At 67.2% G+C, this 21,559-nt stretch carries 20 protein-coding genes and 2 pseudogenes; 11 read left to right on the forward strand and 11 right to left on the reverse strand.

The window, feature by feature from the left end:
• Positions 1–15: 15 nt before the first annotated feature.
• The 4 genes from OVA31_RS16255 to OVA31_RS16270 all read right to left on the reverse strand — a co-directional run bounded on the left by OVA31_RS16255 (position 16) and on the right by OVA31_RS16270 (position 3,692).
• Positions 16–885, reverse strand: a complete 870-nt coding sequence (locus OVA31_RS16255; protein WP_267627639.1) for a LysR family transcriptional regulator — start codon at positions 883–885, stop codon at positions 16–18.
• 4 nt (positions 886–889) lie between these two features.
• On the reverse strand, positions 890–1,792 hold the full coding sequence (locus tag OVA31_RS16260) for a LysR family transcriptional regulator (protein WP_267627640.1): 903 nt from the start codon (positions 1,790–1,792) through the stop codon (positions 890–892).
• Between the two features lie 68 nt (positions 1,793–1,860).
• Positions 1,861–2,622 carry a crotonase/enoyl-CoA hydratase family protein gene (locus OVA31_RS16265; RefSeq protein ID WP_267627641.1) on the reverse strand — a complete coding sequence of 254 codons (762 nt, stop codon included), beginning with the start codon at positions 2,620–2,622 and terminating at the stop codon, positions 1,861–1,863.
• Entirely contained in the window at positions 2,619–3,692 is a 1,074-nt protein-coding gene (locus tag OVA31_RS16270; protein WP_267627642.1) for an MBL fold metallo-hydrolase, read from the reverse strand. Before OVA31_RS16270 ends, OVA31_RS16265 begins: the two co-directional genes overlap by 4 nt.
• A 193-nt stretch (positions 3,693–3,885) precedes the next feature.
• On the opposite strand from OVA31_RS16270, the gene OVA31_RS16275 reads away from it, so the two are divergent.
• Positions 3,886–5,052 (forward strand): CaiB/BaiF CoA transferase family protein, encoded by a 1,167-nt coding sequence (locus OVA31_RS16275; RefSeq protein WP_267631564.1) that lies wholly within the window; start codon positions 3,886–3,888, stop codon positions 5,050–5,052.
• 184 nt (positions 5,053–5,236) lie between these two features.
• On the opposite strand, the gene OVA31_RS16280 is transcribed toward OVA31_RS16275, so the two are convergent.
• The 3 genes from OVA31_RS16280 to OVA31_RS16290 are packed head-to-tail and all read right to left on the reverse strand — an operon-like array spanning position 5,237 to position 8,265.
• The gene (locus tag OVA31_RS16280) at positions 5,237–6,385 is read right to left on the reverse strand and encodes a CoA transferase (protein WP_267627643.1); all 1,149 of its coding nucleotides are present in this window, start codon (positions 6,383–6,385) and stop codon (positions 5,237–5,239) included.
• A gap of 36 nt (positions 6,386–6,421) precedes the next feature.
• Positions 6,422–7,423, reverse strand: coding sequence for a MaoC family dehydratase (locus tag OVA31_RS16285; RefSeq protein ID WP_267627644.1), 1,002 nt, complete (start codon positions 7,421–7,423; stop codon positions 6,422–6,424).
• Positions 7,420–8,265, reverse strand: a complete 846-nt coding sequence (locus OVA31_RS16290; protein WP_267627645.1) for an HpcH/HpaI aldolase/citrate lyase family protein — start codon at positions 8,263–8,265, stop codon at positions 7,420–7,422. The genes OVA31_RS16285 and OVA31_RS16290 overlap by 4 nt, the downstream gene beginning before the upstream one ends.
• 175 nt (positions 8,266–8,440) lie before the next feature.
• Here OVA31_RS16290 and OVA31_RS16295 point away from each other — a divergent pair, with 175 nt between their 5' ends.
• Together OVA31_RS16295 and OVA31_RS16300 are read left to right on the forward strand one after the other, a co-directional pair.
• Entirely contained in the window at positions 8,441–9,592 is a 1,152-nt protein-coding gene (locus tag OVA31_RS16295; RefSeq protein WP_267627646.1) for an acyl-CoA dehydrogenase family protein, read from the forward strand.
• Between the two features lie 20 nt (positions 9,593–9,612).
• Positions 9,613–10,356, forward strand: coding sequence for a GntR family transcriptional regulator (locus tag OVA31_RS16300; protein WP_267627647.1), 744 nt, complete (start codon positions 9,613–9,615; stop codon positions 10,354–10,356).
• 12 nt (positions 10,357–10,368) lie between these two features.
• On the opposite strand, the gene OVA31_RS16305 is transcribed toward OVA31_RS16300, so the two are convergent.
• Positions 10,369–11,178: a GNAT family N-acetyltransferase gene (locus OVA31_RS16305; protein ID WP_267627648.1), complete on the reverse strand. Its 810-nt coding sequence runs from the start codon at positions 11,176–11,178 to the stop codon at positions 10,369–10,371.
• A gap of 99 nt (positions 11,179–11,277) precedes the next feature.
• Between OVA31_RS16305 and OVA31_RS16310 the strand changes: the two genes are divergently transcribed.
• From OVA31_RS16310 to OVA31_RS16325, 4 genes are all read left to right on the forward strand, one after another.
• The gene (locus OVA31_RS16310; protein WP_267627649.1) at positions 11,278–11,811 is read left to right on the forward strand and encodes a YtxH domain-containing protein; all 534 of its coding nucleotides are present in this window, start codon (positions 11,278–11,280) and stop codon (positions 11,809–11,811) included.
• A gap of 146 nt (positions 11,812–11,957) precedes the next feature.
• Positions 11,958–12,704: a YcnI family protein gene (locus OVA31_RS16315; RefSeq protein ID WP_267627650.1), complete on the forward strand. Its 747-nt coding sequence runs from the start codon at positions 11,958–11,960 to the stop codon at positions 12,702–12,704.
• Positions 12,673–13,272 carry a copper resistance CopC family protein gene (locus OVA31_RS16320; protein ID WP_267627651.1) on the forward strand — a complete coding sequence of 200 codons (600 nt, stop codon included), beginning with the start codon at positions 12,673–12,675 and terminating at the stop codon, positions 13,270–13,272. Before OVA31_RS16315 ends, OVA31_RS16320 begins: the two co-directional genes overlap by 32 nt.
• Before the next feature lie 15 nt (positions 13,273–13,287).
• Positions 13,288–14,223 (forward strand): copper resistance D family protein, encoded by a 936-nt coding sequence (locus tag OVA31_RS16325; protein ID WP_324290117.1) that lies wholly within the window; start codon positions 13,288–13,290, stop codon positions 14,221–14,223.
• 15 nt (positions 14,224–14,238) lie between these two features.
• Here the strand turns inward: OVA31_RS16325 and OVA31_RS16330 are convergent, their stop codons facing one another.
• The gene (locus OVA31_RS16330; protein ID WP_267627652.1) at positions 14,239–15,147 is read right to left on the reverse strand and encodes an alpha/beta fold hydrolase; all 909 of its coding nucleotides are present in this window, start codon (positions 15,145–15,147) and stop codon (positions 14,239–14,241) included.
• An 87-nt stretch (positions 15,148–15,234) separates the two neighbouring features.
• Between OVA31_RS16330 and adhP the strand changes: the two genes are divergently transcribed.
• The 3 genes and pseudogenes from adhP to OVA31_RS16345 form a co-directional block, all read left to right on the forward strand.
• Positions 15,235–16,263 carry an alcohol dehydrogenase AdhP gene (gene adhP / locus OVA31_RS16335; protein WP_267627653.1) on the forward strand — a complete coding sequence of 343 codons (1,029 nt, stop codon included), beginning with the start codon at positions 15,235–15,237 and terminating at the stop codon, positions 16,261–16,263.
• A gap of 41 nt (positions 16,264–16,304) precedes the next feature.
• On the forward strand, positions 16,305–17,186 hold the full coding sequence (locus OVA31_RS16340; protein ID WP_267627654.1) for an alpha/beta fold hydrolase: 882 nt from the start codon (positions 16,305–16,307) through the stop codon (positions 17,184–17,186).
• A 296-nt stretch (positions 17,187–17,482) separates the two neighbouring features.
• Positions 17,483–18,063: pseudogene (locus tag OVA31_RS16345) on the forward strand (IS1595 family transposase); the annotation flags it as partial.
• Between the two features lie 41 nt (positions 18,064–18,104).
• On the opposite strand, the gene OVA31_RS16350 reads toward OVA31_RS16345, so the two are convergent.
• On the reverse strand, positions 18,105–18,707 hold the full coding sequence (locus OVA31_RS16350) for a TetR/AcrR family transcriptional regulator (protein ID WP_267627655.1): 603 nt from the start codon (positions 18,705–18,707) through the stop codon (positions 18,105–18,107).
• Positions 18,708–18,800: 93 nt separating this feature from the next.
• On the opposite strand from OVA31_RS16350, the gene OVA31_RS16355 reads away from it, so the two are divergent.
• Positions 18,801–19,337 (forward strand): DUF1992 domain-containing protein, encoded by a 537-nt coding sequence (locus OVA31_RS16355; RefSeq protein WP_267627656.1) that lies wholly within the window; start codon positions 18,801–18,803, stop codon positions 19,335–19,337.
• A 1,266-nt stretch (positions 19,338–20,603) separates the two neighbouring features.
• On the opposite strand, the pseudogene OVA31_RS16360 reads toward OVA31_RS16355, so the two are convergent.
• Positions 20,604–21,528: pseudogene (locus OVA31_RS16360) on the reverse strand (SDR family oxidoreductase).
• Positions 21,529–21,559 lie beyond the last annotated feature (31 nt).

Genomic DNA, 21,559 nt, shown 5'->3' on the forward strand with positions numbered 1-21,559 from the left:
AGGCGCGCATCGGGATCAGGGCGAATCGCGGATGAGGTCGACGAATGCCTGTCCCACGGGCGACAGGCCGGCCGGGTCGTAGGTGATCGCGAACGGCCGGACGAATCGGGGTTCGACGGTCCGCACGACGACGCGGTCCGCTGCGGCCTCGGCCATCGTCTTCTCCAGCAAGGTGCCGCCGATGCCCGCCAGCACCATCGGCAACCGTTCCTCACGATGCTCCGACAGGACCGCGAGCGGTGGGCGGACACCGGCCACCCGGATCGCCTCTTCGATCTCGTCGGCGACCGACTGCCCGCGCGGGACGAAGACCATGGGGATCGTCGGTAGTTCCGCCAGCGGGATGGGTCCGTCGGGAACCTGCGATCCCGGCGGATAGACGAGCACGTACTCCTGTTCGCCGAGCACGATGACCTCCAGGTCGTCGCCGGCAATGGGCAGATGGGCGACGACGAACTCACAGTGTCCGTCCTCGATCACCGACGCCGCCTGCGTCTCGTCGCGCAGCTCGCCGAAACGGACGCCCACACGCGGGTACTCACGACGGAACCGCGCGATCAACTCCACGATCGGCCCGCTCGCCATCGCGGGTGCGGCGAGGATGTCCAGGCGGCCGGTCAGTTCGTCGGCCGACGCGGACAGCAGATCCTCGACCGCGCCGACGTCACGCACGATCTGACGTGCTGGACCGACCATCGTCCGGCCCGCGGCGCTGAGCACCATGCCGCGGCCGATGCGATGGAACAGCTGCACGCCGAGTTCGCGCTCGAGCGCCCGAAGTGCTTGTGACACAGTGGGTTGCGCGACACCGAGGGCGCCGGCGGCACCGCCGATGCCCTCGTGTTCGACCACTGCGAGAAAGTACTCGACCTGACGTAGTTCCATCGTTCTACCAGTCGCCGAACTCGGTCGGGTCCGAGGTGACACCGACGTGCCCCTTGGCCACCGCGATGAACGCCATGGCCGCGGGCGAGGGCCGGCCTGCCCGGAGGACCAGCCCGAAGGCCCGGGTCAACGGCGGGTCGAGCCGCAATCGCCGACTGCCAGGCATCTGCTGTTCGGCGACCACCCGAGGCGCGACGGTGGCGCCCGTGCCACGTTCCACCAGGTCCCAGGTCGCCGTCGGATGGGCGCAGTCGACCACCACGTTGCGGGCGTCGTCGTCGATGAGGTCGCCGATGATCGCCGACGAGCCCGGATCGGCGATGTCGAACACGAGTGGGATCGAGCGCACCAGCCGGCGGGGCACGGGGTCGGTGAGGCCGGCCGCCAGCTGCGGCGGGGCGGCGAGCACGAGTTCCTGGGCGCCGAGGGGGATGGCGGTGAAGGTCGCGTGCTCGGCCGCCGTGTCCATCAGGCCGATCTCGGCCTCGCCCCGTCGCAGGGACGCCAGCACACCGCTCGGCCCGTCGGCCGCGACGACCCGCGCCGCGAGGCGCGGAAACCGTTCCCGGAACACCCGGATCATCTCCACCACCGGGTCGATGCTGAACGCGCCATGGGTGACGATGTCGACCCGTCCCGCGCGTAGTTCGCGCACCGCCTCGACCTTCGCCTTGGCCCGGTCCACGTCGGCCAGGATGCGCCGCGCGGCGACATCGAGTTTGCGGCCGGCCTCGGTGAGTTCCAGGCGACGCCCGGTGCGGTCGAACAGCGTGACACCCAGCCGCCGCTCGAGCGTCCGGATGGCCTGTGACAGGGACGGCTGCGAGATGTAGAGCGACTGCGCCGCCTTGGTGATCCCGCCGTGGTCCACCACCGCTACGAAGTAGGTGACGAGGTGCAGGTCCACCTCAGTGATGGTACGGATCGTCGATCGCGTCGGGGCCGGTCACGGGCGGTAGCCGGTGACCGTCGGGATCACTTTCCCGTCCAGTTGGGGGTCCGCTTCTCGGCGAATGCGCGCGCACCCTCCTGTGCGTCCGCGGAGGTGAAGACCTGCCCGAGGTGCTTCCACTGTGCCTTGAAGAGATCGGCGTCGGTGTAGTCGATGGACATGGAGACCACCTGCTTGGTCGCCCGCACGGCCAGCGGTCCGTTGGCGGCGACGGTCGCGGCGAGTTCGCGCGCCACAGTCAGCGCCTCGCCGGGTTCGGCCAGCCGGTTGACCATGCCGAACTGGTGGGCGCGCTCGGCGGTCATCGGGTCGCCGGTGAGCGCCATCTCCATCGCGAGCTGGTAGGGCAGGATTTTCGGCAGCCGCTGCAGACCGCCGGCCGCCGCTGCGAGGCCACGCTTGACCTCTGGGATGCCGAACTTCGCGTCACGCGCGGCGACGATGAGGTCTGCGCTCAAGGCGAGCTCGCATCCACCGGCAAGGGCCCAGCCCTCGATGGCTGCGATCAACGGCTTCGCCGGGGGCGCCTCGACGAGTCCGGCGAACCCCTTGCCCTCGATGTTCACGTTCTCGCCGCGGGTGAATCCCTTGAGGTCCATGCCTGCGCAGAAGGTGCCGCCCGCGCCGGTGAGGATGCCGATGGTGATGTCGTCGCGGGCGTCCATCTCGTCCACCGCGGCCGCGATGCCCTCGGCCACCTCGCGGTTCACCGCGTTCTTGGCCTCGGGGCGGTTGATGGTGATGACGGCGACGCCGTCGGCGAACTCGGTGAGAACTGCGGTCATCGGGAAGTCTCCTCAACTGCGGTGGACGGTGTGGTCAGTGACCATCGGATCGGGACACCCTCGGTCGGGCTCAGGATGCCTCGCTGCTGCAGCACGACAAGGTGTGCGTTGGTCTCACCCAGTGCCATCCGGCTGAGCGGGACCGACAGCTGCTCGAACGGTCGCGACCACGTCACCGAGCGGGTGATATCCCAGGCCGTGCTCTGGGGCTCGGCGGCCACGGCCGCCGTGATCTCGTCGAGTCGTTCCTCATGGTGTGCGAGGAGATGGGTGACCCGGTCGGCGAGCCCGCGGAACCGGTACTCGTGGGAGGGCAGCGCCTCGAGATCGGGCAGGTGCTCGGTGTTGGCCAGCGAGATCAGATACTCCGACAGCGGGTTGTGCGACTGGAACCGATTCGTCGAGACGTTCGGGCTGATCCGCGGCAGCAGATGGTCGCCGGTGAAGATGACCCCGGCGTCCTCGTCGACGAAGCAGAGGTGACCGGCGGTGTGTCCCGGGGTCCACAGCGCCCGCACGTTCCAGCCGGGCAGATTCAGCGGGTCGCCGTTGTCGAGTTCCACATCCATGGTGCGACCGTCCGGCAGGCGGGCGATCTCACGGAATCCGGTGTCCACGACGTCGGTCGGTGCGCCGTGGATCTCGAGATCCCGCTGTGCGCCGTCGATCTGTCGTTCGATCTCCGCCTCGGTGACATGGTGCAGGTGGCGCGCATCGTTGTGGTGCATCGCGAGCACCGGATCGGCGTGCTCGAGCAGCCGCGGCACCAGGCCGAAGTGATCGGGATGCAAGTGGGTGATGGAGACGTGCCGGACGTCGGCCACATCGTGCCCGGTGACGTGTAGACCATCGACGAGGGCACGCCACGATTCGTCGGTGTTCCATCCGGTGTCGATCAGGGCGATGCCGTCGGGCAGAGCGAGTGCGTAGATGAGTACGTACCGCAGCGGGTTCGACGGCATCGGGACCGGGATCGACCACAAGCCGGGCCGGACCTCCTCGACCGGGGGCAGTACCTTCTCGGCCCATGCCTCGCGCTGACGATGACCGGTGACCTCGATCGTGGTCATTTCACCTCCAGATGATGCCGCCGATGATCCGGACGGTTGCGGCGATCAACTTCCATCGGATCATGAGGGGTTCGTCATGTTCAAAGTGGGTCCGACTCAGACACGATGAGGAAAGACCTATGGCAGTGGGAGATGTGCGCCGTTGACGGGTCGTGGGTCGGCAGGTGATGGTTGCCCGGTGGATGCCGATCAGATGCCCCTGCCGCTGGCCGGGATCACCGTCGTAGCGCTCGAGCAGGCCGTCGCGGCGCCGCTGGCGACGCGACATCTCGCCGACATGGGTGCCCGCGTCATCAAGGTGGAACGCGTGGGGGAGGGCGACTTCGCCCGGAACTACGACGACGCGGTGCACGGCCTCGCATCGCATTTCGTCTGGCTCAACCGTGGCAAGGAGTCACTGGCCCTCGACCTGAAGTCGTCGTCGGGGCGCGACGCGTTGCACCGGCTGATCGACCGCGCCGACGTGTTCCTGCAGAATCTGGCGCCCGGGGCCGCGGCGCGGCTGGGATTCGGTGCCGACGAACTGCGTGCCGACCATCCGGACCTGATCGTCGTCGACATGTCGGGGTACGGAGACGCCGGTCCGTACCGGGAGCGCAAGGCCTACGACATGCTGGTGCAGGCGGAAGCGGGCCTGATCTCGGTGACCGGCACCGACGAGGAGGCGGCCAAGACCGGTATCCCGACGTCGGACATCGCTGCCGGCATGTACGCCTTGACCTCGATCCTCGGTGCACTGGTGCGGCGGGGGGCCACCGGAGTGGGGGCTGCCGTCTCGGTCTCGATGTTCGATGCGACGGTCGAGTGGATGGGGCATCCGATGTACATGCGGCTCTACGGCGACCGGCAGATCGCACGTTCCGGCGTGGGACACGCGGCGATCGTGCCGTACGACCGCTATCCGACGAGTGATGGCGAGATCCTCATCGGGGTCCAGAACGACCGTGGCTGGCAGGTCCTGGCCGGCCAGGTTCTCGGACGCCCGGACCTCGCCGCCGATCCCCGCTACGCCACCAACATCGGCCGGGTCGGCGCCAGGGCGGACGTCGACGCCGCGGTCGCGGCCGAGACCAAGCGGTTCACCACCGTCGAACTCGACGAAAAGCTCGCTGCAGCAGGCATTCCTGCCGCCGAGATCCGTGAGCTCGACGGAGTGGTGGCACACCCGCAGCTGTCCGGACGGGATCGGTGGCGTGAGGTGGACACCGAGGCCGGACCGATCCGAGCGCTGCTGCCCCCGATGACCTTCGCCGACGTCGAGTTGCCGATGGGGGCGGTGCCCTCCCTCGGCCAGCACACGGAGGCGATCCTCGCCGAGCTGGCTCACGACGAGACCGACCCGCCGCGGGTGATCGAGTAGGGGGCGAGGCCGCCGCGTCTTCCTCCGTTGATCGAGTAGGGGACGAGCTCGCCGCGACTTCCCGCTGACCGAGTAGGGGACGAGCGTAGCGAGGAGCCGTATCGAGATCATTTGTCGCTGGGGTGGTCTCGATACGCCACTCGCTGCGCTCGCGGCTACTCGACCGGCGGGTTGGGGGCCGCGGCTACGGGGCCGGCGGGGGATTGTCGGCGCCGAGTTCCGAAGCAGGTCCGGTGACGTAGTGCTCGCCGTCGAAGGCGGCGGGATGGCCTGCGGCGAGAAACGTCCCGATCCCCGGTTGGTCGAGTTCGGCGAACATCGGGTTGGTTGCCAGCACCCCCGACGCCACGACCTCCTCGAAACTTCGGTAGCGCTCCCAGAGTATCGATGATCCGCCCAGCGCCGCACTGACTTCCGCACTGCTGTGACGCGCGAACCACGGCTCGAAGAGCGCGGTGAGCACCGCTCGGTGGGTGAAGCGGTCGGCCTCGCTGCGGAAGTCGGCGCCGAGCGCCTTCTCCACCGCCTCGACGGCGTCGCCCACCTCGGTCAGCGCGACCAGGTCGCGGAAATGGCGTGGCGTGAGCGCCACGATCATGAACCGGCCGCCGTCCGCGGCGACGAAATCGGTTCCGTACGTGCCGTAGACGTCGTTGCCGGTGCCCACCCGTCCCCGGCCGTTGACCTGCGGTTCGGTCAGGTAGCCGAGCGTGCTGGCGATGGACAGAGCCGTGTCCTCGAGTGGCAACGTGATGTGCGCGCCGACGCCGCTCTGTTCGCGTCGGCGAACCGCGGCCGAGATGGCCAGGGCCGCATACAATCCACACGCCATATCCCACGCAGGCAAAACATGGTTCACGGTGCCGGAGCTGGTGACCGGTCCGGTGATCATCGGGAACCCGAGGCCCGCGTTGACGGTGTAGTCGACGCCGGGCGTGCCGTCGGTGCGCCCCAGGATCTCGCAGGTGATGACGTCGGGCCGCAGCGCCGAGAGGGTCTCGTGGCTCATCCACGACCGTCCGGCCGAGTTGGTCAGCAGGATGCCGCCCCCCGCGACGGGATCGGACACCAGACGTTGCACCAGCGACTGTCCCGCCTCGCTGCGCAGATCCGCGGTGATCGACCGTTTGCCCTTGTTGAGTCCGGTCCAGTAGATCGACTCACCGCTGTCGGTGAGCGGCCAGCGGTGCACGTCGGCCGCACCGCCGATCGGGTCGATCCGGATCACCTCGGCGCCGAGCTGCGAGAGGGTCAGTCCGGCCAGCGGCGACGCGATGAAACTCGACACCTCGACGATGCGGAGGCCGGCGAGGGGCTTCTGAGGGGTGGTCACGATGGTGCTCCTTCGGAGGACTTGTGCCAGGAGGGGTTACGCCATGAGGGCGCGGAAACGCCAGTCCAGGACGGGGCGCGGACCGTCGGCGTCGTGCGCGACGACCACCGACCGCAGGTCGAGCAGTCCGCCCCCGCCGTCGAGGGCGGTTGCCTGTTCGACAGTCAGTTCACTGGTGAGCGTGTCACCTTCCCGGACCGGTCCGGTGTGGTCGCACGACTCCCAGCCCAGCACGCTGACCACGTTCGGCAGGGCTCGATTGGCCTGGGCGAGAGCCACTCCGATCGTGTGTCCGCCATAGACCAGTCGACCGGCGGCGCCGACCCGTTCGTCGTGGTGCGTGGCCGCGATGTTGAGGGTGAGGCGGGCGAGCTCCGGCGCGCTCGACACGACATCGCCGCTCGACGCGTACACATTGCCGACCAGGTCAGGAGAGAAGTGTTGTCCGCGAACGGACTCCCGGAACGCGGCGAGGTCCCAGTCCGGGATGACCGGCTCGGTGGAGCGGTCGGCGCCGATGGCGGACAGGTCATCGGAGGCACGGACGCGTTCCGGGTCGGGCGAATCACTCAGCGGGAGCATCGCGCATCGGTAGAAGTCGAGCACCACGGCACCGTGCTGATCGGTGGTGACGATGTGCAGCGCGGCGAGCCCGGTCGGGGCGCGGCCGGGCTTCGACGAGTTCTCCCGCAGCCCGACCACTTCGGTCGTGGTGCTCAGGGTGTCGCCGACGTGCGGGTGGCGCAGGAATCGCAAGCCGCGATAGAACAGGTTTGCCTTGACATGGTGGGTCGCCAGCGTCGACTGTCCGATGGCCAGGTCGCAGACCAGTCCCGGGTGGGCGATCGCACGGTCACGACGCGTGATCCGCTCGGCCAGCGAGACGTCGAGGGCGAGGCGCATCCGGTTGCCGACGATGGCCTGGTGGGTCGCTGCCATTCCCGATGTGACGGTCACCGACGGTGCGTCGTCGAAGACCTGTCCGATGGCGAGTTCGTCGAAGTAGGGGCCGCCGACCTGGATGGTCGCGCCGGTCATTCGGGGTCCGCCTTGGCGAGGACACGGCGCGCCGAGACGGCGAGGGCCTCGTCGAGCATCCGTCCGTCGAGTGCAGCGGCGCCATCGCCGCGGGCAGCAGCCTCGTCCAGCGCGGCGAGGACTCGTCGCGCGTCGGCGACCACATCGGGATCGGGCGTGAAAATGGCTTTCGCCGAATCGATCTGGGCCGGATGGATCACCCAGGTGCCGTCGAAGCCGAGATCCCGGACCCAGGTCTTCGCATTCCGGAACGCATCGTCGTCGGCGATGGTGAGATGCGGCCCGTCGACCACCGATACACCCGCCGCACGGGCGGCCGTCAGCACGGTCTCCTGGACCGGATGCCAGACGAGCTGCGGTGCCGTCGGCGAACGCCCCAGCGTTGCAGCGAGATCCGCGTAACCGATGATCACCGCGTCGAGCCGATCGGATCCGACGCAGATGTCGGCGATGTCGCGGATGCCCGTCGGGGTCTCGACGAGGATCTGCAACCGGGCCGGTGAGTTGCCGAGACGCCGGTCCGCGTCCGCGAGTTGCTCGGCCGACTCTGCCTTGGGGAGCACCACCGACGCGAGTGACGATCCCATCGCGGCGCATGCGGCAAGATCTGCCTCGACCCAGTCGGTCCCGAAGGCGTTGATGCGAATCGACACCGGTCGCGCGCCACCGAATTCGGCGACGAGTGCAGCGGCGGCGTCGCGGGCGGAGTCCTTGTTCTCCGGCGTGACCGCGTCCTCGAGGTCGAGGATCACCTCGTCGGCGTTCGAGGCGAGCGCCTTGCGGGCCTTTCGATCATCGGAGGCGGGCGCGACCAGGACGGCCCGGCGTCTGTGTGTCTGCACGAAATCCTCAATCCCAGGTGCGGCCAAATGTGCGGCCAAATCGGTGTCCCAAGAACTCTTACCAGACGTCCCAGTGCAACGGAAGTGCGCGACAGGCCTTGACAGCGCAACCCGGAGGGGCAAATATGGCCGTACAAATCGTCACCAATGTATTGCTGCTGTGTGAGGTGGGTCCATGAGCAACCTGAACGCCGAAGAGTCGTTTCTCGTCGAGACCGTGCGCGCGTTCGTCGACCGCGACGTCAAGCCGACGGTGCAGGAGGTCGAGCACGCCAACGAGTACCCGGACAAGTGGATCGAGCAGATGAAGCAGATCGGCATCTACGGTCTCGCGGTTCCGGAGGAGTTCGGCGGTTCGCCGGTCTCGATGCCCTGCTATGCCCAGGTGACCCAGGAGCTCGCCCGGGGCTGGATGAGCCTGGCCGGCGCGATGGGCGGTCACACGGTGGTCGCGAAACTGTTGACCGAATACGGCACCGATGAACAGAAGCAGAGTTACCTGCCTCGGCTCGCGACCGGCGAGATGCGGGCGACCATGGCGCTCACCGAACCCGGCGGCGGTTCGGATCTGCAGAACATGTCGACGGTGGCCAAGGTCGACGGCGACGACCTGGTCATCAACGGTTCCAAGACGTGGATCTCCAACGCGCGGCGTTCGGGTCTCATCGCGTTGCTGTGCAAGACCGATCCGGCCGCGCAGCCGCGGCACCGGGGCATCTCCATCGTGCTGGTGGAACACGGTCCGGGACTGACGGTCTCGCGTGATCTGCCGAAGCTCGGGTACAAGGGCGTGGAGACCTGTGAGCTGTCGTTCGACGACTATCGGATCTCCCGGTCGGCGATACTCGGCACCGAGCCGGGCAAGGGTTTCGGCCAGATGATGAAGGGACTGGAGACCGGACGTATTCAGGTCGCCTGCCGTGCACTGGGAGTGGCCACCGCGGCGCTCGAGGATTCTCTCGCCTACGCCCAACAGCGCGAATCGTTCGGGCAGCCGATCTGGAAGCACCAGTCCATCGGCAACTATCTGGCCGACATGGCCACCAAGCTCACTGCGGCACGGCAGTTGACGTGGCATGCCGCCGACCAGTATGACCGTGGCGAACGCTGCGACATGGAGGCGGGTATGGCCAAACTCTTCGCGTCCGAGGTCGCCATGGAGATCGCGCTGAACGCGGTCCGCATCCACGGCGGCTACGGCTACTCGACCGAATTCGACGTCGAACGCTACTTCCGGGACGCTCCGCTGATGATCGTCGGCGAGGGCACCAACGAGATCCAGCGGAATGTCATCGCGGGGCAACTCGTCGCCCGGGGCGGGATCTGAGCGACGGTGAGGATTCCGCGATGAGCGCACGCGACACGACCGAGCCCGCCTATCGGGCACTGGCCGGGACGCTTCGTGCGCGGATCGCGGAGGGTCGCTACCGCGGCGGAGTCCGATTGCCCACCGAATCGGAACTGTCCGAGGAGTTCGGTCTGAGCCGGCAGACGGTACGGCGTGCGTTCCAGGATCTGGTCGCCGAAGGTGCGGTGTACCGGGTGCCGGGCCGAGGGACCTTTGCCACCGAGGGCAACGGGCGGTACCTGCGGCAACTCGGATCCATCGAGGACCTGATGAATCTGTCGGACGACACCACCATGGAGGTGGTGTCCGCCCCCCGACGGCAGGTCGACCTCGACGCGGCCGGTCGCCTGCGGCTGGACACCGACCTGGTGTATCGCATGGTCTTCCGCCGCTTTCACGATGGTGTGCCCTTCGTCCTGACGACGGTGTGGTGGCCGGAGTCGGTGGCGCGACCGGTGATCGAACGACCGGAGGTGGCGGCCGGGGCCACCAGTGCGCACACCATGATCGGCCTGCTCGAACCCCATCTGGACCGTCCGATCGTGGAGGCTGCACAATCCATCACGGTCGCGGCCGCGGATGCGTCGGTGGCCGAACAGGTGAATTGTCCGGAGGGCCATCCGATGCTGCGGGTGGACCGCCTCTACAGCGATGCCGAAGGGAACGCCGTCGAATTGGCTGTGAGTCACTTCCTGCCCGAGCACTACACGTATCGGGTCACCCTGCGGCGGAGTAGCAGCTGACCGGTGGCGCGGTCAGTCTCCGGTCGGCGCCACCACGTAGTGGCCGGTCCGCAGGAACCGGATCGCGCGTTCGGTTCCGGCGGGATCGAGGAGCGGGGCGAGCGCGGCGCGCAGGGCGATTCGCCACTGTGCCGCGACGACCGGATGTGTCCGCCGCATCGCCTCGATGTCGCGCGGGACCGGAATGATCATCGCCGAATCGGAACCGATGTCGGTGACCGGGCGAGGGTCGCCTGCGACGACGTCGATGCCGAGGCGCGCACCGGCGCCGAGTAGGTCGTCGACGCTGTCCGTGGGTGCCGGCAGCGCGGGAGAACCGAGCGACCAGGAGACGAGCAGCCGATCGCTCTCGTCGCCACCGGCGAGTTGGTCGGCGAGCTCGCCATAGAAATCTCGGTGGTAGGCAACCGGCACCGCACCGAGCTTGGTGAGGTTGAAATAGGCGTTGCGCGCGACGAGAGGATCGAAGGTCCAGGTGATGGTCTGCAGGCCGCGCGCCACGGCCCACTCGCGCTGGTGCATCTTGAGTGCATGGCCGACGTTGTGGCCGCGGCCGATCCGGGACACCCCGGTGATGTGGCTGTGCAGCGTTCGACCGACCGGCGCCGCGAAGAAGCCCACGCTCCCGCCTGCCAACCGGTCGCCGACATACGCGCCGGCGACGTAGTTCCCCGCGTGGGAGAGGGCGCGGAGCATGTCGACGCTCACCGGCCGGTTGCCGGGGTCGGGGTGCCACACGTCGTCGAACACGTGGGTCAGTTGCTGGAGATCGGCGGGGGACGACAGCTCGCGGATCTCGACAGCGGTCGACGTGTTCGGCATGATCTCATCCTGTCATCGTCGCCGCGGATCACGGGCCGAGTCCGGCCAACCATCAGTGCCCTGCTCAGGAGGCCCGGGCAGCGCACTAGGATGCCGGTCATGGGTCGTACGACGCCTGATCGGTCGCCGGATGTGCTGACGCGCGTCGCGGCGGGCGTCGTCGTCCCGGTGGTCGCGGTGGCCGCGCACGGTCTCGGGGCCGGCTCGGTGCCGGGCTCGGCCGGAGTGCTGCTCAGCGGGGGCATCGGCGCCCTCGTGGCGTTGGTACTCGGCAGTCAGCGGCGGCGGTCGGCGACCACGGCCACGCTGTGTACCGCGGGCCTTCTGACGCTGGCCCAGATTGCTTCGCATCTGTCGTTGATGGCCGTTGCGACACCGTCGTCGACGATGCACCACGACGCGCTCCTGCCGATGCTGCTCACACACCTGATCGCCATCCCGCTGAGTGCGGGGCTCATCGTGGCTGCGGCCGGCCTGCTGCGGGCACTCACGTCGACGGTGCGGCGTCTGTTCCCGCCACCGCGGGCCGCCGCGTCTCCACCCGTCGTACCCGTGCGCTGGGTGGCGCCCTATCTCTACACCGGTGTCGTCGTCGGAGGGGTCGGGGTCCGCGGTCCGCCCGCGCTGTCCTGACCCGATTCGCCAGCGCCGTCCGACTCCCGTCGCGACGCGGTGGCACCTCCGCGTGCCGGTACGTCTCTGAGCGTGCTCGGCTGGCGCGGGGCGATCATCACACGCGTATTCCGCGTGTCTCCGAGACCTGGAAAGAACCAACAATCATGAGTAACAGACTGATTCGACGACTCGCCGTGCCCGCTGGAGCCCTCGCCGTCGCGGCGGCGGCCACCTTCGCCGGGGTGGGCGCGGCCTCTGCGCACGTCACTGCGAACGCGCCGACCCTGAGTCAGGGGGGTTACGGCGTGGTGAACCTGGTGGTGCCCAACGAATCCGACACGGCCGCGACCACCGCCCTGACGGTGACCCTGCCCAAGCTGAAGTCGGCTCGCCCCGAGGTGATGTCGGGGTGGAAGGCCACCGTCGCCAAGGACCCCGCCACCGAGGAGGTCACCTCCATCACGTGGACCGCGCTGCCGGGTACACCGGGTGTACCGGTCGGCGAGTTCGCCCAGTTCCGCATCTCGGGTGGGCCGTTCCCCGAGCAGGAGAGCGTGTCACTACCCGCCGTGCAGACCTACGCCGATGGCGAGAAGGTGGACTGGTCACAGCCCATGGGCGCGAACGGTGAGGAGCCGGAACACCCGGCGCCGACTCTCACCTTGCCGGCAGCCGAAGAAGGTGCCGACCATCACGGTGGCAGCGCAGACCAGAGCGGTGGCACGGAGACCTCGACGGCGTCGGATGCGGACTCGTCGTCGGCTGACGGCACCGCACGCTGGCTGGGCGGTATCGGCCTGGTGATCGGAGCGCTCGGCGCAGTGTTCGGTATCGGCGCGCTGGTCCGCTCCGGCCGACGCGGCACCGAGACACCCGGCGATGACGATGCGCGACGTGGTGAAGATGCGTAGGCCGGAGTCGGCGGCCACGACTGTCCGTCGCCGCTCACCGTCGACCGTGCTCGCGGTGGTCGTCGGTGTCCTGCTGACCGGGCTGATCGGCACCTGGGCAGCACCGATCGCGTCGGCCCACTCACGCGTGGTGTCGACGGATCCGGCCGATGGCGCCTCGGTACAGACCGGCCCGCAGCAGGTCACCATCACCTTCAACGAACCCATCCAAGAGTCGTTCGCCGTGCTGACCGTGGTGGGTCCCGACAACCATTACTGGCAGGACGGCAAGCCGACGGTGAGCGGTCCGCGACTGAGCGTCGCATTGCGGGAGCTCGGTCCGGCCGGAACGTACACGCTCAACTACCGAGTCACGTCGGCCGACGGACACCCGGTCGAGGGCAAGAGGACCTTCGAGCTCGCGACCGCGGGCAACGGGACTCCCGGTCCGGCTGCCGACGCGACGTCCGGCGGCGGCGACGACGGTCCGCCGTTGTGGCCCTTCATCGTCGTCGCGGTCGTCGTGCTGGTTGGTGGTCTGGGCGTGGTGCTGTGGCTGACGCGCCGGCCCACTCGACGGTCGTCGTGACCCGGACGGACTGACGTGGGCATCGCGGGCAGGCGTACCCCGCAGTCGCGATCGTGGATGCGCGATCTGGCGCTACCGGGTGCGCTGCTCGCGATGTTCACCGGCCTCGGTGTCTGTTGGATCCTCGCCGCACCCGGCGGACCGGAGGCGCTTGCCGTCCCGTCCACGGCTGCGGTCGGCGCCGCCGTCCTGCTGGTCGGCCTGGGTGCGCTGCCCGGGCTCGGACTCCGTCCGTCGGTACGGGTGATCGGTGTGACCGGTGGCGTCTGGTGTGTCGCGGCGCTTGTCTCCGCCTGGATGCGCACGGCGGACCAGGCGGGCGAGTCGTCCCTGTCGGTGAGTGTCGGCCAGTTCGCCGACACTCTCGGCGAGGGGGCGCCCGAGGTGGTCGAGCTGATCGCGGCGGTGCTGGTGGTCGCGGTGGCATCCGTCCAGCTCGCCGGCCGGATGCATCCGCCGGTCGCGGCCTACGCGGTACTCGGGGCCATCGGACTGCTGGCAGCCGCCATCACCGGACATCCGAGTCAGACCGCCGTCGGCCCTCTGCTGATCGGCGCCCACGCGCTGGCCGCGGCCTGGTGGTGCGGGTGTCTCGCGGCAATGCTCGTCACCATCCGCGGCCGGGCCGGCTGGACCACGGCCCTGCCCGTCTTCTCACGACGGGCGGTGTGGGCGGTCGCGGTCATCGCCGCGACGGGCGCGATCACCGGTCTCATGGAGGTCGGTCTCGGCGAACTCGTCGGATCGGGCTACGGGCGCATCCTGCTGGCCAAGGTGGCAGGCACGGTCGCCCTCGTGGTGCTGGGTGCGCGACATCGTCGGGCGTGGGTACCCGCGGTCATCCGACACCGGTCGTCGGAGGCCACCTCGATCAGACTCGCCGTCGGGGAGCTGATGGTGATGGCCGTGGTGCTGGGACTCGCGGTCGGGTTGTCGACCACGGCGCCCTGACGGCCGGCGACACAGTCAGCCGGGTTGGTCCCAGACCGCCAGGAGTTCGGTGATGATGTCGACCGACATCCCGAGCGCCCCCAGATGACTCTCGCCGTGCATCGTGAAGAGTTTCGCGTCGGGCAGGAGCGACACCATGTGTTCGCCGTGGCTGTACGGGATGATGTGGTCGCGGTCGCCGTGCCACCATCGCACCGGTACGGTCACGTCGGACACCTGGAAGCCCCAGTCCCGCGAGAAGACCACGATGTCGGAGAACGGTGCCTCCATTCGCTGGGATCCGCCGTGGAGCAGGTCGTCGAGGAACATCGCCCGGAATTCGGGGCGCGACAGCAACTCCCGGTCTCCCTGCGGCGACAGGCGTCCGTAGATGGAGATCGCCGGATCGGCGATCGGGCGCGCCACACTCAGCACCGAACTCACCACTTTGCCGACCGGCGCCCCGGCCACCCGTAGGACCGGCGCGGCGGCGCGGGCGAGCCGCATCGCGCCGCCGTCGATCGCGTCGGGTCCGACGGTCGGTGCGACGCCGCCCAGGATGCCCGCCGTCACCACCCGATCGGGATACGCATAGGCCACCCCGAGGGCATACGGTCCGCCGCCGGAGAGGCCGATGACGGCGAATCGGTCGATACCCAGCAAGTCGGCGACCTCGCCGAGGTCCGTGGCGAACTCGGAGACGGATCGATACGAGTGGGGCGTCGACGAGCCGACGCCCGGCCGGTCCAGTCCGATGATCCGAATGCCGTTCTCGGCCGCGAATGCGCGCGCCTCGGTCGGGATCTGGCGGCGTGCTCCCGGAGTCCCGTGCAACCAGAACACGGCGCGGCCGTTGGCCGATCCGAACTCGGCGAACCCGATCCGCCGTTGACCCCCGCCGACCGCGACGGAGCCCTCGATCTTGGGACGGTCGATGTCCATCATTCATCCAGCATCCCACGTAAGTTGTGTCTTGGGTCACGTGACCCCGACAGATTTGAGGGGGACGTCTCGATCGGAAGGTGATGCGCGATGACAGATCAGACTTTCACGGCCGCCGTGGTGACCGGCTTCGGAGATCCGCTGACCATCTCGGAAGTCGAGATGCCCGCGCCCGGTCACGGGCAGGCGCTCGTGAAGCTCGAGACGTCCGGCGTGTGCCACACGGACCTCCATGCGGCGCACGGGGATTGGCCGGTGAAGCCGACACCCCCGTTCGTCCCGGGCCATGAGGGCTACGGCACCGTCGTCGCGGTGGGGCCGGGCGTGACCGACATCGCAGTCGGCGACAAGGTCGGCAACGCGTGGCTCTGGTCGGCATGCGGTCAATGTGAGTACTGCCGCACTGGGTGGGAGACGCTGTGTGAGAAACAGGAGAACGGCGGGTACTCCGTCAACGGCTCGTTCGGCACCTACATGCTCGTCGACGAGCGGTTCGCCGCCCGCATCCCCGATGGTGTGGACCCGGTCGAGGTGGCGCCGATCCTCTGCGCCGGCGTCACGGTCTACAAGGGCTTGAAGGTCTCCGAGACCAAGCCGGGTCAGTGGATGGTGATCTCCGGGATCGGCGGTCTCGGCCACGTCGCGGTCCAGTATGCGACGGCAATGGGCATGCGGGTCGCCGCCGTCGACATCGGCGACGACAAGCTCGATCTGGCCCGTGAACTGGGCGCGGAGGTCACCGTGAACGCCACCGAAGTGGATGTTGCCGAGGCGATCGTCGAACAGACCGGCGGCGCGCACGGCGTGCTCGTGACCGCCGTCCACCCGCAGGCCTTCGGACAGGCGATCGGTATGGCGCGACGCGGCGGGACCATCGTGTTCGTCGGGCTGCCACCGGGCGACTTCCCCGCTCCGATCTTCGACGTGGTGCTGAAGGGACTCACGATCCGGGGTTCGATCGTCGGTTCCCGGCAGGACATGACCGAGGCACTCGACTTCTACGTGCGAGGGCTCGTGAAGCCGACCGTCGCGACGACCCGCCTCGAAGACATCAACGATGTGTTCCGCCGGATGGAGGAGGGCAAGATCGAAGGTCGGATCGTGATCGACTACCGCTGACCACAGGTATTTCTCATCGAGAACCGCGTACCGTCGTGAGGGTGAGTTCTGAGTTCGCCCGTGGTGTCGCCCGTGGATTCGGGCATGTCCTACGTCCGTATCCGATCCGCGACATCCCGGCCGGCGCGAGTGTCGATCTCCCCGGCCGCGGCCCGACCTACGTCACCGATTCCGGGCCGAAGGACGCACCCGCGGTGTTCCTGCTGCACTCGGTACTGACCACCGGTCTGCTCTGTTGGTATCCGGTGATCCCGGAGCTGAATCAGCGGTACCGGGTCATCACGATGGATCAGCGGTGGCACGGCCGCGGCATCCGGTCGGACGGCTTCGACCTGGTGGACTGTGCCGACGATGTGGTGGCACTGGCCGACACACTCGGCATCGACACGTTCATCGCAGCGGGCTTCTCGATGGGTGGCGGCATCGCCCAGCTCACGTGGCGGCAACACCGACAACGCGTGGCAGGGCTGGTGCTCTGCTCGACCGGGCCTTATTTCAGCACCCGCGACCCCGCGCATCGGGCCAATGCCCAACGGACCGGACGACTGCTGACCGCGATGAGCCGGATCATGCCGAAACCGTCGCGACGCCTCGACGACACCTCCGCGCACACCACGGTGTGGGCGATGCGCCAGTTCTTCTCCACCCCGCTGGCGCAGATGGGGCAATTCGGCGACGGGCTCGGTGAATTCGACTCGCGCCCATGGCTCGGCGAAATCGATGTGCCCACCTCGGTGGTGGTATCCGTCCGGGACCGGGTGGTGGAGCCGGAACGTCAGCAACTGCTCATCGACGGCATCCCCGGCGCGCGCCGATTCGAGGTCGACGGCGGACATGCGTGTTGCGTCCTCGGTGCGCCGTTCTTCATCCCGCCGTTCACCGAGGCCGTCGACGCCGTCAGCGAGGTCTCGATCGGGGCGTGAAGGTCTCGCCTGCCGCGTCAGAGCTCGCCCGCTGGTGCCGCATACCGCGCACCTTTGCCGTGTCGGGCAGGCCGTCGGGTATGCGACACCAATTGGTGCCGTTAGGGTTTCACGCTGTTGACTTGTCAAGGTTCGACTGCGCTCTCGGCGCTCCCGGCGCTCCCGGCGCTGCCGGGTGCATGGGTGAATGGTCGGCTGGAGTCAGGTGGCGAGTGGAAGGTCGTCGACGTGACATTTCCTGGGCGAATCGGCGATACCGATGAGATGCGCCGCTGCTCTCATGCCATCCAATCCACTCGAACGGCCTAAAGACCTCGGTAACGGCGGGAACGATCTTTTCATCGCACCCGTACGCCGTTGACCACGTGGTTTCGGGATCTTCTCGCCGGTGTCGTCGAGCTCGACGAGTCGTTCATCGGTGGCCGCAGCCGCGGTCGGGTCGGTGTGTCATCGACGAACGTGCCGGTGATGTTTGCAGTGGAACGACTTGGGGCACAACATGGTAGAGAGCTACCCCTTGGCCGAGTGCGACTCCGTGTGGGTTCAGCACCCGGCTCACACGAGATGCTGGACTTCGCCCACGAAGTGATTGAACCAGGATCGTTGATCCGGACCGATGGGACTCGATTCTTGCGGCGTCTAGCCGATGAGGGATTCCGGCATGAGTTCATCTCGGGCTACAGCTCGCCTGAGCCTGGCCACGTCACGTTCCCAGGCCCTCATCGCGTCGCTGCTCAAACGATGGAATGCAGGTACGCACCACTACGTCGAGCCCGAGCACTTGCCCTACTATCTCGACGAGTTCGCCTTTCGCTTCAATAGACGCATGTCGGGCGCTCGTGGCATGGTGTTCTTCCGTCTTCTGCAGCAAGCGGTCAAGATTGTTGGCAGGGTCTACTCGATCTTTACCGTGACCCGTTATGACCTGGGTTCGAAGAGTCGGTCGAGATGCTGGTCAATGGCTGCGAGCGCCGCTTGTGGTTTGATGACGTCAAGGTCGAGAAGGGGACCGAGGCCGGTCAACGCAAGGACGAGGTCCGTTTCGATGATCGGATCGCAATCGCGACGGATCTGCCCCTGTCTGATCGCCTCCCGGATGAGGCTTTCGACCATTGCGCGTCCATCCCGCAGTCCGAGGCCAACCTGTTGACGCAGTGATGGGTCGTGCATCGCTTCGAGCACGTAAGCCGCGTTCATACGGCTGGTGGCACGGGAGTCGGGTCGCAGAGGCAGCATCTCCGTGAGGACTACTCGCAGCACGTCGCGAGGATGCGGAGGTTGGCCGAGTGAGCTCAGGCTTCGTGCGACTCGGCGAGATGTCTGTTCTGAAGCAAACTCCATCGCGAAGGCCAGCATCTCGGCGCGGGAGGAGAAGTAGTGCTGCAACTGCCCCAGTGAGACTCCGGCCTCGCGGGCGACTTCGCGCATGGTCGCTCGTGCCCAGCCGTGCTGATCAACGACGCGCCAGAGTGCATGAGCGATCGACTCACGTCGCTGGTGGTGATCAACCTGCTTCGGCACTCGGACCCCTCGCTTTTGGCAATACACGTGACATAATACATGTGACCCAAATAGTTCCACGACATGGAGTGCCGATGGATGCATGAGCACGCGATGCCCCTCACGTTCTGTAACCCCTCCGCTTTCGTGTTTGACTCCGAGACGGCGATTGCACTGCTCGCCGACGTGCATATTCGGAAGGCGATCGAACGCGGCGATTTCGACGACCTTCCCGGCACCGGTAAGCCACTCGATCTGTCCGATGCCGATGACCCAGATTGGTGGCTCAAGAGGTTCATGAAACGTGAGGGTCTCGCCTTCCTGCCACCCTCCATTCAGTTGCGCAAGGATGACGCCGCCCTGGACGAGCAACTCGATCAGCTATCGAACGAGAAGTCGGTTCGGCACGAGATTGCCCAGTTCAACGAACGGGTTGTGCACGCTCGCTTACAACTGCCATCAGGGCCGCCGCTCATCACCATGCCACGTGACATTGAAGCCACCGTGGCAGCGTGGGCGGATCGCAAAGGGGTGCGATCTGAGGAAGCACGCGCTACTGCGCGTGAAGAAGCTAAGGCTAAGAAGCGTTCTCGCCGAAGTGTCTTCGGTAAACTAGGTCGTCGACGACCGCGTCACCGCACCGAAATGTGACTCGCAAAATAGCCCAGTATCCAGCCGAGAACCCGCACCACTGAACGGCCGGCCCTCACCCGGCGGAGATCAACCATTCTGGGCCCGCCGACTCGCCGACCTGGGCGCGAGAGCCGCGACCATCCCACAACCGAAACTGACCGCTCCACGCTTGGCCGAGGTGATCACCACGCCGTCACCGACCCCGCCTACCGAGCCCAGGCAACCGAACTCGCCGCCATCGCGGCCGAAGCCGGCGCCGCCCGCGTCATCACCACCAACCAAACCCGAACACCTACCCAGCTGCCACCTCATCGGGGCATACAGTCGGGTGGATGGCTCGTGCCAGCCGGCGCCGTCGGTGCTGCTTCTATCAAGGAGAGAGATGAAACGCTACCGTCGAGCTCGTTCGGGCATGGTGTCCCTAGCTGTTGCATTGTGTGTCGGAACTCTTGTCGCAGCATGTAGTTCCGGGGCTCCGCCTGAACGCAAGAGCATTGATGAAGGCGATGCTGCTCATCGCGTTGACGGGCAAGGTGTGCACGTTCCGGAGGGCTTCGCGTTCTCACAAGGCTATGTGTGGCCGATGGATTCGGTCGGCGCCTCCGCTTTTGCTGTCCGGTTCGATGGGCCTGTCGGCGGATTCAGGAAACTCCGTGCAGCCGACTTCGGTCGTGCCTTGTCCGAGTTCGGGGACCTGCCGTGCACGTCTGTCCCCACACCGCGAGGCAGCGGAGATCTCGACGAACTGGGCTTGGTCTGTCCTGCCGATGGTGTGTCGCGGATCAGTCGGACCCAGAAGGAGCGCGATCCTCACCAACCCCTGGCGGAGGGTGAACGGGCAGTCGTTCTGAACCAGACCCCTTCGCACACACAGCTGTTCGTTGTCTACAGGGGGACGTAGCCGAGTCGCCGATTCCCACTCGACGACTCGGCTACAGACTGTCTAGCGCAGGCCTTTGGGGTCATCGACGGCCTTCCAGTCGGCGAAGGTGTCTGCTTCGTGTCCAGCCCGAGCACTTGCCCTACTATCTCGACCCACACCCGCTGGACGAACTGATCGCCGGCGGTATTGGCATCGACGACTGGGTCACCGCAGAAACACTTAAACTACTGTATGGCAACCAATCTGATGGCTGAGTCCATTTGAGCAGATGAGCACTACACAGGTTCGAGAACAACACCAATCCGCAAGCGGTGCAGGAAAATTCAGTCACTTCAGTGAACGTCAGTGAACAGGAGTCGCACCGGAACGGCGCCACGCAAGGGCGGCATGGTCGATCATCGTCACGAATTCCACACGTCGGGTGTGCGCCCGTCGACGTCAGTGAACCCATACTCTCGTGCTAGGTCGGCAGAGGTCACCGAATGTTGATTCCACCGGTCTCGATCGGGATCGGCGGCCAGCGCGGCCACGCCGCGGCCGACAAAGCGGGGCGACTCCGACGACCCGAATGAGCCGGGAGCGACCGGTAGGTCGGCGGCTCTCTCGTGCAGTGCGTCCTGCCAGTCGGTCTCATCCACCTGGTAGTTGTCGAGCATCATCTCGGAGCGCAACCACCCGGGTGTGACGGCGACGGCCGTCGCGCCGTGATCGGTCAGCTCGTGGCCCTGGGAGAAAGCCAGACGTCCCACCGCGACCTTGACCAGGTCGTAGTAGACCGAGATCCGGTAGCGCGAGGAATTGTAATCGGTTGTCCCGTCGGTCATCTCGATCAGCAGGCCGCCGGGGCGCCGGATGAGCAGCGGGAGGAGAAAAGTGCGATGTGATCAGATGGGTGTCGAGACCGAGGCGGAGAATTCTCAGCCCTCGTTCGAGATCATGGTCCCAGATGGGCGTGTTCCACTCTGCGGGAGTTCCTTTCAGGATCTCGGCGCCCCAGATGTCGTTGACGAGAACGTCGATCTGTCCGTAGTCGGCGCGTAATCGCTCGGCGAGCCGGCCGACCTGTTCGGGAATGAGATGGTCCACCTGCGCGGCCACCCCCTGACCGCCCAGTTCGTTGACGAGTTCGGCGGTCTCCTCGATCGTCTCGGGTCGGTCGTCGTAGTCGGACGTCATGCCGCCGAACCGGCTGCTCCGTCCTGTGCAGACGACGGTGGCGCCCGCTTCGCCGAGTGCGAGGGCGATACCTCGTCCCGCGCCGCGTGTCGCCCCGGCGACAACGGCCACCCGACCATGCAACGCATGCGGATCCGGTGACCAGTCCATGCTTCGATGCTCCCAGCGTCGTGGTCGGAGG

This window comes from Gordonia sp. SL306 (assembly GCF_026625785.1).
Taxonomy (GTDB): Bacteria; Actinomycetota; Actinomycetes; order Mycobacteriales; family Mycobacteriaceae; genus Gordonia.

What these genes read in the sequence shown, in the direction of transcription:
- OVA31_RS16255 (WP_267627639.1), bottom strand. Translation starts at nt 885, where the DNA reads ATGGAACTACGTCAGGTCGAGTACTTTCTCGCAGTGGTCGAACACGAG.
- OVA31_RS16265 (WP_267627641.1), bottom strand. Translation starts at nt 2,622, where the DNA reads ATGACCGCAGTTCTCACCGAGTTCGCCGACGGCGTCGCCGTCATCACC.
- OVA31_RS16270 (WP_267627642.1), bottom strand. Translation starts at nt 3,692, where the DNA reads ATGACCACGATCGAGGTCACCGGTCATCGTCAGCGCGAGGCATGGGCC.
- OVA31_RS16275 (WP_267631564.1), top strand. Translation starts at nt 3,886, where the DNA reads ATGCCCCTGCCGCTGGCCGGGATCACCGTCGTAGCGCTCGAGCAGGCC.
- OVA31_RS16285 (WP_267627644.1), bottom strand. Translation starts at nt 7,423, where the DNA reads ATGACCGGCGCGACCATCCAGGTCGGCGGCCCCTACTTCGACGAACTC.
- OVA31_RS16295 (WP_267627646.1), top strand. Translation starts at nt 8,441, where the DNA reads ATGAGCAACCTGAACGCCGAAGAGTCGTTTCTCGTCGAGACCGTGCGC.
- OVA31_RS16300 (WP_267627647.1), top strand. Translation starts at nt 9,613, where the DNA reads ATGAGCGCACGCGACACGACCGAGCCCGCCTATCGGGCACTGGCCGGG.
- OVA31_RS16305 (WP_267627648.1), bottom strand. Translation starts at nt 11,178, where the DNA reads ATGCCGAACACGTCGACCGCTGTCGAGATCCGCGAGCTGTCGTCCCCC.
- OVA31_RS16310 (WP_267627649.1), top strand. Translation starts at nt 11,278, where the DNA reads ATGGGTCGTACGACGCCTGATCGGTCGCCGGATGTGCTGACGCGCGTC.
- OVA31_RS16315 (WP_267627650.1), top strand. Translation starts at nt 11,958, where the DNA reads ATGAGTAACAGACTGATTCGACGACTCGCCGTGCCCGCTGGAGCCCTC.
- OVA31_RS16320 (WP_267627651.1), top strand. Translation starts at nt 12,673, where the DNA reads ATGACGATGCGCGACGTGGTGAAGATGCGTAGGCCGGAGTCGGCGGCC.
- OVA31_RS16330 (WP_267627652.1), bottom strand. Translation starts at nt 15,147, where the DNA reads ATGATGGACATCGACCGTCCCAAGATCGAGGGCTCCGTCGCGGTCGGC.
- adhP (WP_267627653.1), top strand. Translation starts at nt 15,235, where the DNA reads ATGACAGATCAGACTTTCACGGCCGCCGTGGTGACCGGCTTCGGAGAT.
- OVA31_RS16355 (WP_267627656.1), top strand. Translation starts at nt 18,801, where the DNA reads ATGCCCCTCACGTTCTGTAACCCCTCCGCTTTCGTGTTTGACTCCGAG.